Below are 16,731 nucleotides of genomic sequence, written 5' to 3'. Positions count from 1 at the left end.
CTCCTCGGCGACGTCCGGCGCGGCGGCGCCTGGGGTACCCTCGACCGCCCGGTAGTCAAACTTGAGGAGTGCGTCCGTACGTGACCGCCCTTCCCCCGCTCTCCCGCTGCGCCGCCCTTTTCCTCTCCGCCGACCCCGCTCGCACGGGCCGGATGGCCTTCTGGCTCCCGGACCAGGCTTACGACCCCGCCACCGGCCCCGCCACCCACCCCGCCGGCCCGCCCGACCATGCCCGCGGCACCCGCGCCGAGCTGACCGTCGCCGTCCCCGGCGGCGGCGCCCGCGAGGTGCCGGCGCTGCTGCTGTCCGCCGCGGACGCGGTGCCCGTGCTCACCCGCGCCCGGGCGGCGCACGCCGCCGGCGCGGACGGCGTGCACCCGGCCGCGGTGTTCTGGGGCACCGCCGCACTGCTGGCGCTGCGCCTCGCCGCCCGCGGCAAGCTGCTGCCGGGGCTGAGCGAGGGCGCGTACGACGCCTGGCGCTGCGGCCCGCTGGGCGAGGACGACGTACGGGACCTGCGGGAGCTGGCGGCGGCGATGCCGCCGGAGGCGCACGCGGCGCCGCAGCCGGCGGACGGCCCACCGGGTGCACCGCTTCTCCTCCCCGAGCCCGGGCACCTGCTGCGCGCCTTCCTGGACGCCGTCGCCGACGGCCTGCCCCGCTCCCCCGCCGCCGTGCTCGCCGCCGGCGGCCGGGCCTTCGCCGCGCCCGAGCCGCGCCACGTCCCCGAGCAGCGCGCCTGGGCCGACGACGTCGCCGCCGGACACGACGCGGGCGTACGCGTCTCCCTGCGCATCGACATGGACACCACCGGCGCCCGCCCGGCCTTCCGCGCCGTCGTCCAACTGCACGGCACCGCCGACCCCACCCTCCTCGCCGACGCCGCCGACGTCTGGGCCGGCACGGCGGCGCACTTCGGCCCCGGCGCCCGCATGCAGGCCCTGCTCACGCTCCGCCGCGCCGCCCACGCCTGGGACGCCCTCGCCCCGCTGCTCTCCGCCGCCGTGCCCGACGCCGTCGACCTCGGCGACGAGGACCTGGCCGCGCTCCTCGGCCCGGGGGCCCGCGACCTGGCCGCGGCCGGCGTCGAGATCCACTGGCCCCGCGACCTGACCCGCCACCTCACCGCCCGCGCCGTCGTCGGCCCCGCCGACGACCCGGACGGCCGGCACCCCGGCCCCTCCTACCTGTCCGCCGACGCGCTCGTCGCGTTCGGCTGGCGCTACGCGGTCGGCGACGTGGAGCTGACCCGCGCCGAGCTGGACCGGCTCGCCGAGGCCGCCCGCCCGGTGGTGCGGCTGCGCGACCGCTGGGTGCTGGTCGACCCCGAGTCCGTACGCCGCGCGCTGGACCGCAAGGACGCCGACCTCACCCCCGTCGACGCCCTCGGCGCCGCGCTCACCGGCCAGATCGACGACCCGGCCGTGCCCGGCGGGCACGTCGAGGTCGCCGCGAGCGGCTGGCTCGACACGCTGCGCAAGCGCATCGCGGACCCCGAGCGGCAGACCGAGCCGACCGCCCCGCCCGCGGCCCTCGCGGCGACCCTGCGCGACTACCAGTTGCGCGGGCTCGGCTGGCTGCGCCGGATGACCTCGCTCGGCCTCGGCGCCTGCCTCGCGGACGACATGGGCCTGGGCAAGACCGTCACGCTCATCTCCCTGCACCTCGACCGGCAGGAGCGGGACGAGACCGCGGGCCCCACGCTGGTGGTCTGCCCGGCCTCGCTGCTGGGCAACTGGCAGCGGGAGATCGAGCGCTTCGCCCCCGGCACGCCCGTGCGCCGCTTCCACGGCGGCGGGCGTTCGCTGGACGCCCTGGCGGGCGGCGAGTTCGTCCTCACGACGTACGGGACGATGCGGCTCGACGCCGAGCGTCTCGCCGAGGCCGGCTGGTCCCTGGTCGTCGCCGACGAGGCCCAGCACGTGAAGAACCCGTTCTCGGCGACCGCCAGGGCGCTGCGCACCATCCCCTCCCGGGCGCGGGTCGCGCTGACCGGCACGCCGGTGGAGAACAACCTCTCCGAGCTGTGGGCGATCCTCGACTGGACGACTCCGGGGCTGCTCGGCCCGCTGCGCCGGTTCCGTACGCGCTACGCCGACGCGGCCGAGTCGGGTGCGGACGCCGACGCCGCCGAGCGGCTGGCCCGGCTCGTCCGCCCCTTCCTGCTGCGCCGCCGCAAGTCCGACCCGGGCATCGCGCCGGAGCTGCCGCGCAAGACCGAGACCGACCGGGCCGTGGCCCTCACGCCCGAACAGGCCGGGCTCTACGAGGCGGTGGTGCGCGAGACGCTGGCGGCGATCGCCGAGGCGGACGCCATGGCCAGACGCGGGCTGATCCTGAAGCTGATGACCGCCCTGAAGCAGATCTGCAACCACCCCGCGCAGTACCTCAAGGAGGACGACCCGCGCATCTCCGGGCGCTCGGGGAAGCTCGAACTCCTCGACGAGCTGCTGGACGTGATCCTCGCCGAAGGCGGCGGCGCGCTGGTCTTCACCCAGTACGTGCAGATGGCCCGGCTGCTGCGGACCCACCTCGCCGCCCGCGGCGTACCCGTCCAACTGCTCCACGGCGGAACGCCGGTGGCGGAGCGCGACGAGCTGGTACGGCGCTTCCAGGACTGCCCTCCGGACGAGGCCCCGCCGGTCTTCCTGCTCTCGCTGAAGGCCGCGGGCACCGGCCTCAACCTCACCCGCGCCGGCCACGTCGTGCACTACGACCGCTGGTGGAACCCCGCCGTCGAGGCACAGGCCACCGACCGCGCGTACCGCATCGGGCAGACGCAGCCCGTGCAGGTCCACCGGCTGGTCGCCGAGGGCACCATCGAGGACCGTATCGCGCAGATGCTCCAGCACAAGCAGGGCCTCGCGGACTCCGTCCTCGGCGGCGGCGAGGCGGCGATCACCGAACTGTCCGACCGTGAACTGGCGGAGCTGGTCCGGCTGGCCGGGCCGCGAGGGGGCGAGTGATGACGGAGCAGGAGGAGCTGACCTTCGAGGCGCTGCCGCCGAGCCAGGGCCGCGGGTTCGCCCGTACGTGGTGGGGGCGGGCCTGGCAGCAGGCGCTGGAGGACACGGTGCTGGACGCCACGCTGCTGCGCCGCGGGCGCAAGCACGCGCGCGCGGGCGCGGTGGGCGCCGTCGCGGTGCGACCGGGGCGGATCACGGCGCGGGTGCTGGGCGCGGACCGGACGCCGTACCGCACGGACGTGCTCGTGCAGCAACTCGATGACGCCGACTGGGAGCGGCTGCTGGACACCATCGCCGACCGCGCGGGGCACATCGCGGCGCTGCTGGACCGGGACATGCCGCCGGAGCTGGACGAGGACGCGGCGGCGGCCGGGGTGTCGCTGCTGCCAGGCATCGGTGACCTGCAGCCGGAGTGCGGGTGCGGGGAGTGGGACCACTGCGAGCACACGGCGGCGCTGAGCTATCTGGTCGCGCGGCTACTGGACGCGGACCCGTTCGTGCTGCTGCTGATGCGGGGGCGGGGCGAGGCGCGGCTGCTGGCGGACCTGCAGGAGCGCAGCGCGGCGCGGGCGGAGCAGGACACGGGTCCCGGCGGCGCGCCGGGCGTGCGGGCCGACGTGGCGTACGCGGAGGCGGGCTCGCTGCCGCCGCTGCCCGCGGTGGGACCGGTCGCAGGGGCCGGTACGCCCCCGGTGCTCACCGGCGGCGCGGAGCCGGCGGCGGGGCTGGACGTGGCGGCGCTGGAGTTCCTGGCCGCGGACACGGCGGTACGGGCCCGGCGGCTGCTGGCCGACGCGCTGGCGCCGGACCATGGCCGTACGCCGCCGCCGCCGGAGCTGACGGTGTCACAGGACGCGGTGCGGATGGCGGCGGGCGGGCCGGCGGCGCGTATCGCCGTACGGCTGGCCCGGGGCACCGGGCGGGACCGGGGCGGGATGGAGCGGGCGGTTCGCGCCTGGCGGCACGGCGGGGCCGCGGGCCTCGCGGTGCTGGAGGAGGACTGGACGCCGGACCCGGCGGCCCTGGCCCGCGCCACGGACCAGTTGGCCGCCGCCTGGGAACCGGGCAGCCGCCCCCGCCTGCGCGCGGCGGGCGGCCGCTGGACGGCGGTGGGCACCGGCGCCCAGCTCCGCTACGGCCCGGACGGCCGCTGGTGGCCGTACCGCAAGGAGGGCACCGCCTGGACCCCGGCGGGCCCCCCGGCCCCGGACCCGGCGACGGCGCTGGCAACGGTCCTGGAGGACGCCTGACCCGTCCGGCAGGGAGCGCGCGGCACGGCACCGCCGCTCGTTCCCCGCCCCGCGCCACGGCCGCGGCGCGTGGGACGTACGGTCAGCTCTCCGGCCACGGGCCCCGCGCCGCGGACCCCGGCGCAGGCGCGACCGCGGTCAGCACCTCCAGGGCCGCCGCGCGGGCCGGGTTGGGGTGGGCGTGCGGCCAGGCGGCCACCAGGTCCACCACGGGCGCGGACACCAGCGGACGGAAGGCCACCCCCGGCCGGGCCAGGGCTCGCTGGGAGGCGGGCACGAGGGAGACGCCCGTGCCCGCCGCCACCAGGGCCGTGATCGTCTGCATCATCACCGCCTCCTGCGCCACCTCGGGCGGCGGGCCGCCGTCGCCGCGGCAGTAGTCGGTGATGAGGTCGTGCAGCCAGGCGCCCTTCGCCCGCGGGAAGAGGACGAAGGGCTCGCCGCGCAGGTCCGCGGCCCCGAGGCGGGGCAGCCCGGCGAGACGGTGGCCGGCGGGGAGCGCGGCGACCAGCGGCTCCCGGGTGAGCAGCCGGGTGCGCAGACCCGCCGGGAGGGGTGACGGCGGGCGGAGGAGGCCGAGGTCCAGGTCGCCGCGCGCGAGGCCGGCCAGTTGCTCGGAGCTGGTCAGCTCGCGCAGCGCGACGTCCAGGCCGGGGTACCGCGCCCGCATCACCGGCATCGCGCGGGGCAGCAGTTCGTCCGTCACCGAGCCGACGAAGCCCAGCGCGAGCCGCCCGAGTTCGCCGGCCGCCGTGCGCTGCGCCACGCGCGCCGCGTGCGCGGCGCGGGCGACCGTCTCCCGCGCCTCCGGCAGGAACGCCGCCCCCGCCGGGCTCAGCGCGACCCGCCGGCGGTTGCGGGTCAGCAGCTCCACCCCGAGGCCGGTCTCCAGCCGCCGGATCTGCTGGGAGAGCGCGGGCTGGGCGATGCCCAGCCGGCCCGCTGCCCGGCCGAAGTGCAGCTCCTCGGCGACGGCGACGAAGTATCGCAACTGACGCAGCTCCATGACGTCAGGTTATAAGCATCGGCGATCAATTGATAAGCACAGATAACTTGTTCGTCTCACCGACCCGTGCCTACGGTCACCGGCATGCGGAGACGACACTTCCTGGGCGCCGCCGCCGGCGCCGGCGGCCTCGCCGCCACGGCGACCCCCTACGCGGCCGCCGCTTCCCGCCGTACCGGCGCCGCGACGCGAACCGCGGCCGTCCACGGACACGACGACGGCCTGATACGCCGGGACCTCACGACCCGCGGCGCCGACGGCGTCCGCATCTTCGTCCGTGAGGTCACCGCCCCCCGCCGGACCGGCCGCGGAGCACCGCTGCTCCTCGTGCACGGCGCCCGGCCGGACGGCACCTCGGCGTTCGACCTCCCCGTGCCCGGCGGCTCCCTCGCCGCCGACCTCGTACGGGCCACCGACCGCCCCGTCTACGTCATGGACCTGCGCGGCTTCGGCCGCTCCGACCTGCCGCCCGGCATGCGCGCCCCGGCCGAGGGCGCCGAGCCGCAGGTCCGCTCCGACGCGGCCGTCGCCGACATCGGCACCGCCGTCGCCTTCCTCCGCCGCCGCCACCGCTCCCCGCGGCTCGCCGCCCTCGGCTGGGCGACCGGCGGGCACTGGCTGGGGATGTACGCCGCGCTGCACACCGACCGCATCACCGATCTGATCGTGCTCAACACCCTCTACGCGGGCACGAGCCACTGGCCGCTGCAGGGTGAGCTCGAGGACCCCGGCCGCCCCGGCGAGCCGCTGCCCCAGCCGGGCTGGCGCGCGGTCACGGCCGACTCGCTGACCGCCCGCTGGGATGCCGGGCTGCCCGCCGGCGAGCCACCCGACGCGCGCCGCGACCCGGCGGTACGGGCCGCGTACCGCGAGGCCGCGCTGCGCCACGGCCCGCCGGCCGGCACGCCCGCACCGCAGAGCTTCCGCAACCCGACCGGGCCGCTGGTCGACGCCTTCTACCTCGCGCAGGGGCGGCAGTTCTACGACGCCGGCCTCATCCGCGCCCGGACCCTCGTGCTCCGCGGGGCGGACGACTTCTGGTCCCGGCCCGAGGACGCCGAGCTGCTCGGGCGGCACCTCTCGCGCGCCGCGGAGGCCCGGGTGCGCACCCTGCCCGGCGCGTCGCACTACCTCCACCTGGAGCGCCCGGCCTTCGGTCGCGAGCGGATGCTGGCCGAGGTACGGGACTTCCTCGCCGGCTGACCCCTCGCCCGCCCTCCGGCCCGGCCCGGTCCGGGACCGGAGGGCGGGGCCGGAGAGCCGGGCCGAGGGCGGGACCGGACCTCAGGCCACCGCCGGGATCGGCTGCGGCGGAGGCGGGCCCACGTAGCGGGCCGCGGGACGGATGATCTTGGGGTCCTCCGCCTGCTCCAGGACGTTCGCGCTCCAGCCCACCACGCGCGCCGACGCGAACGTCGGCGTGAACATCTCCCGCGGCAGCCCGCACTGCTCCATCACCACGCCCGCGTAGAACTCCACGTTCGTGTGCAGCTCCCGCCCCGGCTTCAGCTCCGCGAGGATCTCCACCACCCGTCGCTCGACCTCGACCGCGAACTCCACCAGCGGCCCGCCGAACGACTCCGCGAACCCCCGCAGCAGCCGCGAACGCGGGTCCTCCGTGCGGTAGACCGCGTGGCCGAAGCCCATGATCCGCTCGCCCGCCAGCACCCGTTCGCGGATCCACGCGTCGATGCGGTCCGGCGTGCCGATGGCGTCGAGCGCGTCCAGCGCGCGGCTCGGCGCGCCGCCGTGCAGCGGCCCGGACAGCGCGCCCACCGCGCCGACGAGGCACGCCGCCAGGTCCGCGCCGGTGGAGGCGATCGTCCGGGCGGTGAAGGTCGAGGCGTTGAAGCCGTGGTCGACCGTGGAGATCAGGTACGCCTCGATCGCCCGCGCGCGGGCGGGGTCCGGCTCCTCGCCGGTGAGCATGTGCAGGTAGTTGGCCGCGTACGGCAGGTCGTCGCGCGGCTCGACCGGCTCCTGCCCCTGGCTGATGCGGTGCAGCGCGGTCAGCAGCGTGGGCACCATCGCGCACGCGGCGAGCGCGTTCTCGTGGCGCCGCGCCGGCGTGAGGTCGTACAGCGGCCGGAAGCCGGCCGCCGCGCCGGCCTGGGAGAGCGCGGTGCGCAGCCCGGCGAGCGGGCCCGCCAGGACGCTGGAGCGGGCGATGCCCGGCAGCGCGTCGCGCAGGTCGTCCGGCAGGTGGCGCAGCTCCGCGGTGCGCGCGGTGAACGCGGCGCGCTGCGCGGCGTCCGGCAGTTCGCCCTCGAACATCAGGTACCAGACGTCCTCGAACGTGCGCTCGCGGGCGAGGTCCACCGCGGAGTACTGGCGGTAGTGGTAGAAGCCCTCGCGTCCGCGTACGTCGCCCAGCCGGGTCTCGGTGACGACGACGCCGCTGAGCCCCCGCGGGGCGGGGGCCGGGGCGTCGGCCCGGGGTGTGGCCATGACGGTTTTCCTCTCTCCGATATTGATTCGACTGTCCACCCTTGATTCAATGGCTGTCAATCTTGATCGGATCAACACGCGGAGGAAAAGGCCGGTGGACGAACTGAGCACGCGCGAGGCGGCCGAGCGGCTGGGCGTGAAGCCCGAGACGGTCTACGCCTACGTCAGCCGGGGCCTGCTGAGCAGCCGCAAGGCGCCCGGCGGCCGCGGCAGCCGGTTCGACGCCCGGGAGGTCGACGCGCTGGCCCGCCGGCACCGCCGGCCGCACGCCGTCGCGCAGGACACCGAGACCCCGGCCGGCACCCCGGTCCGCACGGGCATCACCCTCATCGAGCGCGACCGCTACTTCTTCCGCGGCGTCGACGCCACCGCGCTGGCCGCCGCGTACGGCTACGAGGAGGTCGCCGACTGGCTGTGGACCGGCCGGCTCACCCCCGGCGTCCGCTTCACCGCCCCGCCCGAGCTGCTGGCCGCCGCCACCGCCGCCGTCGCCGCGCTCCCCGCCCACGCCGGCCCCGTCGACCGGCTGCGCGCCGCCGCGGTCGCCGCCGCCGCGGCCGACCCGCTGCGCTTCGACCTCGCCGACGACGCCGTCCGCGCCACCGCCCGCGGCCTGGTCGCCACCATGGCCACCGCGCTCCCCCCGGCCGGCCCCGCGCACGCCCCGTCCGCGCCCGTGGCCCGCCGGCTGTGGGCGCGGCTGACGGCGCTGCCGCCCGACGCCGGTTTCGTACGCTGCCTGGACACCGCCCTCACCCTGCTCATCGACCACGACCTGGCGGCCTCCACGCTCGCCACCCGCGTCGCCGCATCAGCCCGCGCGCACCCGTACGCCGTCGTCACCACCGGACTCGGCGCCCTCGACGGCCCGCTGCACGGCGCCGCGAGCGGCCTCGCGCACCGGATGCTCGCCGAGGCGCTCGCGCGCGGCAGCGCCGCCGCCGTCGTCTCCGACCACCTGCGCGGCGGGCGCCGCGTCCCCGGTCTCGGCCACCGGCTGTACGCGGGCGAGGACCCGCGCGCCGAGGCGCTGTTCGCGCTGCTGGAGCGGATCCCGCGGGCCGCCGCGGCGCTGGCCGCCGCCCGCGAGGTCGCCGAGATCACCGCGCGGCACGTGTCCGTACGGCCGAACGTCGACCTGGCGCTGGCCGTGCTGTCGGTGTCCGCGGACATGCCGGCGGAGGCGGGCGAGACGGTGTTCGCCGTGGCCCGCACGGCAGGCTGGATCGCGCACGCGCTGGAGGAGTACGCCGAGCGCCCCCTGCGCATGCGTCCGAGCGGCCGTTACACCGGTCCGCCCCCCGAACAACCCCTCCCATAGGGAGCGTTACGGATCATGTGAACACCGCCGTTACCTGCTCGCAATGACCCGGGCGGCGACACGCGCGTAGACCGGTGGCAGGATGCGCATTCCAGCAGCACTCACCCAGGCCGACCTGCCCAGGAGGCATCGTGTCGTACCGCCCCCCGCTGCCGCTCATAGCCGTCGGTGCGGCGGCCCTGCTCCTCGCCGGGTGCAGCAGCACCGAGAAGTCCGGGCAGAGCGGCGACGTGTCGCTCGTCGAGGACGGCAAGCTGCTCAACTGCACCGGACTGCCGTACGAGCCGTTCGAGTACAAGGACAAGAAGAGCGGCGACATCGTCGGCTTCGACATCGAGCTGATCGATCTCGTCGCGAAGGAGCTGGACGTCGAGCAGGAAGTCATCGACACGCCCTTCGAAGGCATCGAGTCCGGCGCGGTGTTCGCCTCCAACAAGTGCGACCTGTCCGCGGCCGGCATGACCATCACGGAGGAGCGGCAGAAGAAGTTCGCCTTCTCCGACCCGTACTTCGACGCCACCCAGGCGCTGGCGACGAAGAAGGGCTCCGGCCTCGACTCGCTGGAGGCGCTGCAGGGCAAGCGGCTCGGCGTGCAGATGGACACCACGGGCCAGATGTACGCGGAGGAGAACGCGGAGGGCGCCGAGGTCAAGGACTACGAGGACCTCGGGCTGCAGTTGCAGGCGCTGGAGGGCGGGCAGATCCAGGCGGCGATCAACGACAACGGCGTGCTCTACGACTGGGTCAAGGACCGCCCGGACTTCGAGGTCTCCACCGAGTTCGACACCGGCGAGCAGTACGGCATCGGCGTCGGCAAGGACAACGAGGAACTGCTGAAGGTGATCGACGACGTCCTCGCGAAGGCGAAGGACGACGGCACCTACGACGAGATCTACCAGAAGTGGTTCGGCGAGGCGCCCCAGTGAAAGAGCCCGGCACACAGCCCGCGGGCAGGTCCCTGACGCGGCGTCAGCGGGTGAGGCTGGCCCGCGGCGCGCAGTACGGGGCGCTGCTCGCGGCGGCCGTCGCGGTCGGCCTGCTGGCCGACTGGGGCGAGGTCAAGGACGCGTTCTTCAACCTCGACGTCGCGCAGGACCAGTTCCCCGACGTCATCACCACCGCGCTCGTCAACACCGTCACGTACACGACGCTCGGCTTCGTCTTCGGGCTGGGACTCGGGCTGGTGCTGGCGCTGATGAAGCTGTCGTCCGTGCCGCCGAACCGGTGGCTGGCGACGGGGTACATCGAGCTCTTCCGCGGCGTGCCCGCGCTGCTGGTGTTCATCGCCCTCGGCTACGGCGTGCCGCTGGCCTTCCAGGTGAACATCAACCTGCTCGTCACCACGATGCTCGCCCTCGGCCTGGTCGGCGCCGCGTACATGGCGGAGACCATCCGCGCGGGCATCCAGGCCGTGCCGAAGGGGCAGGTGGAGGCGGCCAGGTCGCTGGGCATGTCGCAGACGCGGGCGATGGTCACGATCGTCATCCCGCAGGCGTTCCGGATCGTGCTGCCGCCGCTGACGAACGAGCTGATCCTGCTGACGAAGGACTCCTCCCTCGTCTACGTGCTGGGGCTGACGGTGGACGAGCAGGAGCTGACGAAGTTCGGGCGCGACGCGCTCAACGACAACCTGAGCCTGACGCCGATCCTCGTCGCGGGGCTGTGCTACCTCATCATCACCATCCCCCTCGGGCACCTCGTCCGGCGGCTAGAGGCGAAGGCGGCGAAGGCCAGGTGACCACCGTGGAGAAGGGGGCCGCGGACGCCCCGGCCATCAGCGTCGAGGGGCTGCACAAGTCGTTCGGCGACCTGGAGGTGCTCGGCGGCATCGACCTGACCGTCGCGCCCGGCGAGGTGGTGTGCGTCATCGGCCCCTCGGGCTCCGGCAAGTCGACGCTGCTGCGATGCGTGAACCTGCTGGAGGAGCCGAGCGCGGGGCGGATCTCCGTGGCCGGCACGGAACTCACCCACCCGGACGTCGACATCGACCGGGTACGGCGCAGGATCGGCATGGTCTTCCAGTCGTTCAACCTCTTCCCGCACCTGACGGCGCTGGACAACCTGACCATCGCGCAGCGGCGCGTGCTCGGGCGCAGCAGGTCGGAGGCGGAGAAGGTGGCGCGGGCCAACCTGGTGCGGGTGGGGCTCACGGACAAGGAGAAGGCGTATCCGGCGCAGTTGTCCGGCGGGCAGCAGCAGCGGGTGGCGATCGCGCGGGCGCTGTCGATGGAGCCGGAGCTGATGCTCTTCGACGAGCCGACCTCGGCGCTCGACCCCGAGCTGGTCGGCGACGTGCTGGCGGTGATGCGGCACCTCGCGGACGACGGCATGACGATGCTGGTGGTCACGCACGAGATGAGCTTCGCGCGGGAGGTGGCGGACCGGGTGGTGTTCATGGACGAGGGCGCCATCGTGGAGCAGGGGGTGCCGGATCAGGTGATCGGCAACCCGCAGCACGCGCGGACCCGGACGTTCCTGGCGCGGGTGCTCGACCCGGCGGCGGCGGAGGTCGGGGAGCTGTAGGGCGGGCTGCCCCCGCCCGTGCCGCTCGGCTCGGGGTCAGGCTCGGGGCGCGGCCGGTGTCCCGCCGAACTCGCCGAAGAAGCGGCGTACGGCCGCCGAGGCGTCGTACGCGTCGCTGTCCCCGCCGCTGCCGTGCCCGCCCAGCAGCGGGTCGGGGGTGCCCGGCCAGGCGTGGCCCAGGGAGGTGACGGCGACGAGGCGGACGGGCTCGCGCCCCGCGGTGTCGCGGTGGCGGAACTCCGTGACGCCCGGCGCGGGTTCGGTCCGTACGGGCTCCGCCGCGCAGCCCGCGGCGGTGGCCCAGCGGGCGACGGCGTCGGGCACGGGCTCGTCCCAGCGGGGGCCGGCGGCGCCGCGGTACGGGTTGGTGTCGTCGCGCAGGCCGTGGACGGCGAGCAGCGGCGGGGCGGGGTCGTCGGGACCGCCCGGCCGGCGGACGCCGCCGACGCAGGCGACCGACGCGAGCCGGCCGCCGAAGGCGACGGCGGCGTGGCTCGCCAGCCGGGCGCCGCCGGAGAAACCGGCCAGGTGGCGGCGGGCGGGGTCGACCGGGAGCAGGCCGTCGAGGGTGTCGAGCAGCGCGCCGAGGAAGCCGACGTCGTCGACGTCGGCGGCCTCGTCGCGTATCCGCTCCTCCCCCGCCAGCGGCACCCCGGGCAGCGCCCATGCCCAGCCGCCCCGGTACGGCAGCGCTCCCTGCGGCGCCGCCACGGCGTAGCCGTGCGCGGCCAGCTCCCCGAGGCCGCTGCCGCGCAGTTGGGCGGAGGGGCCGAGGCCGCTGGGGTGCAGGTCGACGACGAGCGGTGCGGGCCCGGCGGCGTCGTCGGCGCCGGCGCGGGTGCCGGGCCCGGGGCGGAGCAAGAGGAAGCGCCGGCGGCGCCCGCGATACGTCAACTCGTGCCGCTCGGCCCGCCGTACGGTCTCCGCCCGGGTCGTCATGGTGATCGATCCTACGGCGGCGACGCACCGCGGCGACCGGCGGACCGGGGGCGGACCCCGGCGGCCTAGGAGACGCCCTCCGGCAGCAGCTCGGTCGGGATGTCCTCCGGATCCATCCCGCTGGGCAGCAGCTCGGTCGGAATGTCCTCCGGGTCGAGCCCGCTGGGCAGCAGTTCCGTCGGGATGTCCTCCGGGTCCATTCCGCTGGGCAGCAGTTCGGTCGGGATGTCCTCGGGGAGCTTGGGGTCGTCGGGACCGGCGGACGGGCTCTCGCTCGGCGGCGGCGTGCAGGCGCACGTCGGTTCGTCGTCGTCGCCGCCGCTGAGCACGGCGTACGTCACGCCGACGCCGCCCGCGAGCACCACGACCGCCGCGGCCACCGCCAGCACCAGCTTGTTCCGGTGCCGATCCCCGCCGGGGGGCGGCGGCGGGGGAGGTGCGGGCCATTGCTGCGTGCTGCCGGCCGGAGGTGTGTGGTCCGGCGGCGGGGCGTCTGCGGGCGGCGGGTAGCTCATGGCCCCAGCTTTGCCCGCGGCGGCGGCGGACGGGATGCCTCCGCCGGGGTCGTGACAGGTTTGCGACACTCCGCCGCCGGTCAGAGCGCCGGGGGGCCGCGTACGGGGTGCCGGCCCCGTACGCGGCCGGTGCCGCGGGGCCGCGGCCCCGCGGGGCTCAGACGCCCAGCAGGTGGTCCATCGCCAGTTGGTCGAGGTGCTCGAAGGCCATGCCGCGCCGCGCCGCGGCCTCCGGGTCGAAGTCCTCGTACGCGCCGCGGTCGGCGAGCAGCCCGGCGAGGCCGGAGTCGTCGGCGGTGGGCTGCGCCAACTGGTCCAGGCGCGAGGCGCGCAGCGCCTCCTGCACGGCGGGGTCGGCGCGGAAGGCGGCGGCGCGCTCCTTGAGGATGAGGTAGTTGCGCATGCAGCCCGCAGCCGAGGCCCACACGCCGTCGGTGTCCTCGGTGCGCGGCGGCTTGAAGTCGAAGGTGCGCGGTCCCGCGTAGCCGGCCGTCTCCAGCAGGTCCACCAGCCAGAACGCGGCCCGTACGTCGCCTGCGCCGAAGCGCAGGTCCTGGTCGTACTTGATGCCGTTCTGGCCGTTGAGGTCGATGTGGAACAGCTTGCCCGCCCACAGCGCCTGGGCGATGCCGTGCGGGAAGTTGAGCCCGGCCATCTGCTCGTGCCCGACCTCGGGGTTGACGCCGTAGAGCTCCGGGCGCTCCAGCCGCTCGATGAAGGCCAGCACGTGGCCGACCGTGGGCAGCAGGATGTCGCCGCGCGGCTCGTTGGGCTTGGGCTCGATGGCGAAGCGCAGGTCGTACCCCTGGCCGGTGACGTACTCGCCGAGGAGGTCGAACGCCTCCTTCATCCGGTCGAGCGCGACGCGCACGTCCTTCGCGGCGCCGGACTCGGCGCCCTCGCGGCCGCCCCAGGCGACGTAGGTCTTCGCTCCCAGCTCCACCGCCAGGTCGATGTTGCGGATCGTCTTGCGCAGCGCGTAGCGGCGGACGTCGCGGTCGTTGGCGGTGAAGGCGCCGTCCTTGAAGACGGGGTGGGTGAAGAGGTTCGTGGTGGCCGCGGGGACGGCCATTCCGGTGGCGTCGAGCGCCTGCCGGAAGCGCTTGACGTGCGACTCGCGCTCGGTCTCGGAGGCGCCGAAGGGGATGAGGTCGTCGTCGTGGAACGTGACGCCGTACGCGCCCAGCTCGGCCAGTCGGCGGACGCTCTCGACCGGGTCGAGCGGCGCGCGGGTCGCGTCGCCGAAGGGGTCGCGGCCCTGCCAGCCGACGGTCCACAGGCCGAAGCTGAACTTGTCCTCGGGGGTCGGGGTATACGACATGACGGCTCCTTCGGCGGATCTATTTCGTAAGGCCGCTTTACAAAATAGGATGCCGACCGGGTCGGAGGGAAGAGCCGGCCCACGAGTCGCGGAGGACACAGCATGGGGCCCCTCGTCATCGGCGTCGACAGCTCGACGCAGTCCACCAAGGCGCTGGTCGTCGACAGTGAAACCGGGCAGGTGGTGGCGCACGGCCAGGCCGCGCACGCCGTCAGCGCCGGCGGCCGGCGGGAGAGCGATCCGGAGCAGTGGTGGGAGGCGCTCGGCACGGCGCTGGCCGCCTGCGGCGAGCCGGCGCGGGAGGCGGGCGCGATCGCCGTCGGCGCGCAGCAGCACGGGCTGGTGACGCTGGACGCCGACGGGCGTCCGGTGCGTCCCGCGCTGCTCTGGAACGACGTGCGCTCGGCGGCCCAGCGCGACCGGCTGGTCACGGAGCTGGGCGGGCCGAAGGGCTGGGCGGAGCGCACCGGCAGCGTGCCGGTCGCCTCCTTCACCGTCACCAAGTGGGCCTGGCTCACCGAGGAGGAGCCGGACTCCGCCGCCGCCACCGCGGCCGTGCGGCTGCCGCACGACTACCTCACGGAGCGGCTCACCGGCGAGGCCGTCACCGACCGCGGCGACGCCTCGGGCACCGGCTGGTGGGACGCCGCCACGGAGACGTACGACACCGCGACGCTGGAGCACGTCGGCCTCTCCCCCGCCCGGCTGCCGCGTGTGCTGCGGCCGGGCGAGGCGGCCGGGACCGTCCGCGTCGACGACCTGCCCGTCCCCCGCGGGGCGCTGGTCGCCCCCGGCACCGGCGACAACATGGCCGCCGCCCTGGGGCTGGGGCTCGCCCCCGGGCAGCCGGTGCTCAGCCTCGGCACCTCCGGCACCGTCTACGCCGTCTCCGGGCACCGCCCCGCCGACCCCACCGGCACCGTCGCCGGCTTCGCCGACGCGCGCGGCGACTGGCTGCCGCTGGCCTGCACCCTCAACTGCACGCAGGCCGTGGACCGGATCGCCGCCCTGCTTGGTCGCTACCGCGAGGAGGTGCGGCCCGGCGGCTCCGCCGTCGTGCTGCCCTTCCTCGACGGCGAGCGCACCCCCGACCTGCCGCACGCCTCCGGTCTCGTCCACGGGCTGCGCCACGACACCACGCCGGGGCAGGTGCTCCAGGCCGCGTACGACGGCGCGGTGCACGCGCTGCTGACGGCGCTGGCGGAGGTCTCCGGCCCGGACGCCGACCCCGACGCGCCGCTGCTGCTCATCGGCGGCGGAGCGCAGGGCGCGGCGTGGCGCGAGACGGTGCGGCGGCTGTCCGGCCGTGCGGTGCAGGTGCCGCGGGCGCAGGAGCTGGTGGCGCTCGGCGCGGCGGCGCAGGCGACGGGACTGCTTCTGGACGAGGACCCGGCGGCGGTGGCCCGGCGCTGGTCCACGGCGGAGGGGCGCACCTACGAGCCGGTGGAGCGGGACGACGCGACACTGGAGCGGATCGGCGCGGTCCTCGCGGACGCGGGCGCGCTGCTGCGCCGGGCGGGCTGAGGGGCATACGGACCGGGGCGGCATTCAGTCCGGATCAGAACGGATCGGTCCGCGCAGGATCAGCCCGCGCGCACGAGCGTCACGCCCGCCGCCGCGCAGCGCTCCTCCAGGTTCGCGGGCGCCTCGGCGTCGGTCACCAGCGTCCAGCCCCGGTGCAGCCGGGTCCAGGCGGGGGCGTCGTCGACGGCCAGCTTCGTCGCGTCGGCGAGGACCACGACGCGGTGCGCCCGGGCGGCGACGCGCTCCTTGACCGCCGTCTCCTCCAGCGTCGGCTCGCCGACCCCGCGTTCGGGGTCGACGGCGTCCGCGCCGAGGAACGCCACCGAGAACGACAGCCGGTCCAGCGCGAGGTCGGTGAGCGGGCCGACCAGGCCGTGGCTGAGCGGGCGTACGCTCCCGCCGAGCATCACCACGTCGATGTCCCGGGCCCCGGCGAGCAGTTGCGCGGTCTCCAGGCCGCGGGTGACGACGACGCTGCCGCCGGCGTGCGCGTCGGCGTCGAGCAACTGGCGGGCGAGCGCCGCGCACGTGGTGCCCGCGTCGACGAACACCGCGCCGCCGGCCGGCACCAGCGCGAGCGCCGCCTCCGCGATCGCGGCCTTCGCGTGCAGCCGTACCAGCGCGCTCTCGCCCACCGGCCGCTCGGGGAACGCCTCGGGCACCACGGCGCCGCCGTAGGTGCGCGTCACCCGGCCGCCCTCGGTGAGCCGGCCCAGGTCGCGCCGTACGGTCGACGGCGACACGGCGAGGGCCGCGGCCAGCTCCTCCACCTGCGTGGTGCCTTCGCGGAGCAGCCGCAGCATCGCTTCGTGCCGCTCGCGCGTGCCGCGTCGCGCCGTCGGGTGGGCCACACGTGCCTCCGTCTGTCGTGTCCGCCCGCCGCGGGACCCGCCGCGGCGGGTCCCGCGGCGGGCGGGG

The 16,731-nt window shown here is 75.9% G+C and carries 14 protein-coding genes; 8 read left to right on the top strand and 6 right to left on the bottom strand.

The window, feature by feature from the left end:
* Positions 1 to 80: 80 nt before the first annotated feature.
* Together O7599_RS34895 and O7599_RS34890 are read left to right on the top strand one after the other, a co-directional pair.
* Positions 81 to 2,966 (top strand): DEAD/DEAH box helicase, encoded by a 2,886-nt coding sequence (locus O7599_RS34895; protein WP_281619604.1) that lies wholly within the window; start codon positions 81 to 83, stop codon positions 2,964 to 2,966.
* A complete protein-coding gene (locus O7599_RS34890) occupies positions 2,963 to 4,216 on the top strand; it encodes an SWF or SNF family helicase (protein ID WP_281619603.1) in 1,254 nt (417 codons plus the stop codon). The genes O7599_RS34895 and O7599_RS34890 overlap by 4 nt, the downstream gene beginning before the upstream one ends.
* Before the next feature lie 82 nt (positions 4,217 to 4,298).
* On the opposite strand, the gene O7599_RS34885 is transcribed toward O7599_RS34890, so the two are convergent.
* Positions 4,299 to 5,222, bottom strand: a complete 924-nt coding sequence (locus O7599_RS34885; RefSeq protein ID WP_281619602.1) for a LysR family transcriptional regulator — start codon at positions 5,220 to 5,222, stop codon at positions 4,299 to 4,301.
* A gap of 84 nt (positions 5,223 to 5,306) precedes the next feature.
* Here O7599_RS34885 and O7599_RS34880 point away from each other — a divergent pair, with 84 nt between their 5' ends.
* Entirely contained in the window at positions 5,307 to 6,425 is a 1,119-nt protein-coding gene (locus tag O7599_RS34880) for an alpha/beta fold hydrolase (RefSeq protein WP_281619601.1), read from the top strand.
* A gap of 81 nt (positions 6,426 to 6,506) precedes the next feature.
* On the opposite strand, the gene O7599_RS34875 is transcribed toward O7599_RS34880, so the two are convergent.
* Complete coding sequence (locus O7599_RS34875; RefSeq protein WP_281619600.1) at positions 6,507 to 7,670, bottom strand: citrate synthase/methylcitrate synthase; 1,164 nt, start codon at positions 7,668 to 7,670, stop codon at positions 6,507 to 6,509.
* A 94-nt stretch (positions 7,671 to 7,764) separates the two neighbouring features.
* On the opposite strand from O7599_RS34875, the gene O7599_RS34870 reads away from it, so the two are divergent.
* From O7599_RS34870 to O7599_RS34855, 4 genes are all read left to right on the top strand, one after another.
* Entirely contained in the window at positions 7,765 to 8,991 is a 1,227-nt protein-coding gene (locus O7599_RS34870) for a citrate synthase family protein (RefSeq protein ID WP_281619599.1), read from the top strand.
* Positions 8,992 to 9,122: 131 nt separating this feature from the next.
* Entirely contained in the window at positions 9,123 to 9,917 is a 795-nt protein-coding gene (locus O7599_RS34865) for a basic amino acid ABC transporter substrate-binding protein (RefSeq protein ID WP_281619598.1), read from the top strand.
* Positions 9,918 to 9,949: 32 nt separating this feature from the next.
* Positions 9,950 to 10,729, top strand: a complete 780-nt coding sequence (locus tag O7599_RS34860) for an amino acid ABC transporter permease (protein ID WP_281623641.1) — start codon at positions 9,950 to 9,952, stop codon at positions 10,727 to 10,729.
* Positions 10,726 to 11,514: an amino acid ABC transporter ATP-binding protein gene (locus O7599_RS34855; protein ID WP_281619597.1), complete on the top strand. Its 789-nt coding sequence runs from the start codon at positions 10,726 to 10,728 to the stop codon at positions 11,512 to 11,514. Before O7599_RS34860 ends, O7599_RS34855 begins: the two co-directional genes overlap by 4 nt.
* 36 nt (positions 11,515 to 11,550) lie before the next feature.
* On the opposite strand, the gene O7599_RS34850 is transcribed toward O7599_RS34855, so the two are convergent.
* From O7599_RS34850 to xylA, 3 genes are all read right to left on the bottom strand, one after another.
* The gene (locus O7599_RS34850) at positions 11,551 to 12,453 is read right to left on the bottom strand and encodes a hypothetical protein (protein WP_281619596.1); all 903 of its coding nucleotides are present in this window, start codon (positions 12,451 to 12,453) and stop codon (positions 11,551 to 11,553) included.
* 65 nt (positions 12,454 to 12,518) lie between these two features.
* Positions 12,519 to 12,968 carry a hypothetical protein gene (locus O7599_RS34845; RefSeq protein WP_281619595.1) on the bottom strand — a complete coding sequence of 150 codons (450 nt, stop codon included), beginning with the start codon at positions 12,966 to 12,968 and terminating at the stop codon, positions 12,519 to 12,521.
* Between the two features lie 157 nt (positions 12,969 to 13,125).
* A complete protein-coding gene (gene xylA / locus O7599_RS34840) occupies positions 13,126 to 14,289 on the bottom strand; it encodes a xylose isomerase (protein WP_281619594.1) in 1,164 nt (387 codons plus the stop codon).
* Positions 14,290 to 14,391: 102 nt separating this feature from the next.
* On the opposite strand from xylA, the gene xylB reads away from it, so the two are divergent.
* A complete protein-coding gene (gene xylB, locus O7599_RS34835; protein ID WP_281619593.1) occupies positions 14,392 to 15,813 on the top strand; it encodes a xylulokinase in 1,422 nt (473 codons plus the stop codon).
* Positions 15,814 to 15,872: 59 nt separating this feature from the next.
* Here the strand turns inward: xylB and O7599_RS34830 are convergent, their stop codons facing one another.
* Positions 15,873 to 16,664 (bottom strand): DeoR/GlpR family DNA-binding transcription regulator, encoded by a 792-nt coding sequence (locus O7599_RS34830; protein WP_281619592.1) that lies wholly within the window; start codon positions 16,662 to 16,664, stop codon positions 15,873 to 15,875.
* Positions 16,665 to 16,731: the final 67 nt, after the last annotated feature.

Origin of the sequence: Streptomyces sp. WMMC500, assembly GCF_027497195.1 — a bacterium.
In the GTDB taxonomy this organism is placed as follows: domain Bacteria; phylum Actinomycetota; class Actinomycetes; order Streptomycetales; family Streptomycetaceae; genus Streptomyces.
This window is presented reverse-complemented; position numbering and strand designations above follow the sequence as displayed.

Coding starts and splice junctions, on each gene's coding strand:
- O7599_RS34875 (WP_281619600.1), bottom strand. CDS start 7,670: ATGGCCACACCCCGGGCCGACGCCCCGGCCCCCGCCCCGCGGGGGCTC.
- xylB (WP_281619593.1), top strand. CDS start 14,392: ATGGGGCCCCTCGTCATCGGCGTCGACAGCTCGACGCAGTCCACCAAG.
- O7599_RS34885 (WP_281619602.1), bottom strand. CDS start 5,222: ATGGAGCTGCGTCAGTTGCGATACTTCGTCGCCGTCGCCGAGGAGCTG.
- O7599_RS34845 (WP_281619595.1), bottom strand. CDS start 12,968: ATGAGCTACCCGCCGCCCGCAGACGCCCCGCCGCCGGACCACACACCT.
- xylA (WP_281619594.1), bottom strand. CDS start 14,289: ATGTCGTATACCCCGACCCCCGAGGACAAGTTCAGCTTCGGCCTGTGG.
- O7599_RS34880 (WP_281619601.1), top strand. CDS start 5,307: ATGCGGAGACGACACTTCCTGGGCGCCGCCGCCGGCGCCGGCGGCCTC.
- O7599_RS34850 (WP_281619596.1), bottom strand. CDS start 12,453: ATGACGACCCGGGCGGAGACCGTACGGCGGGCCGAGCGGCACGAGTTG.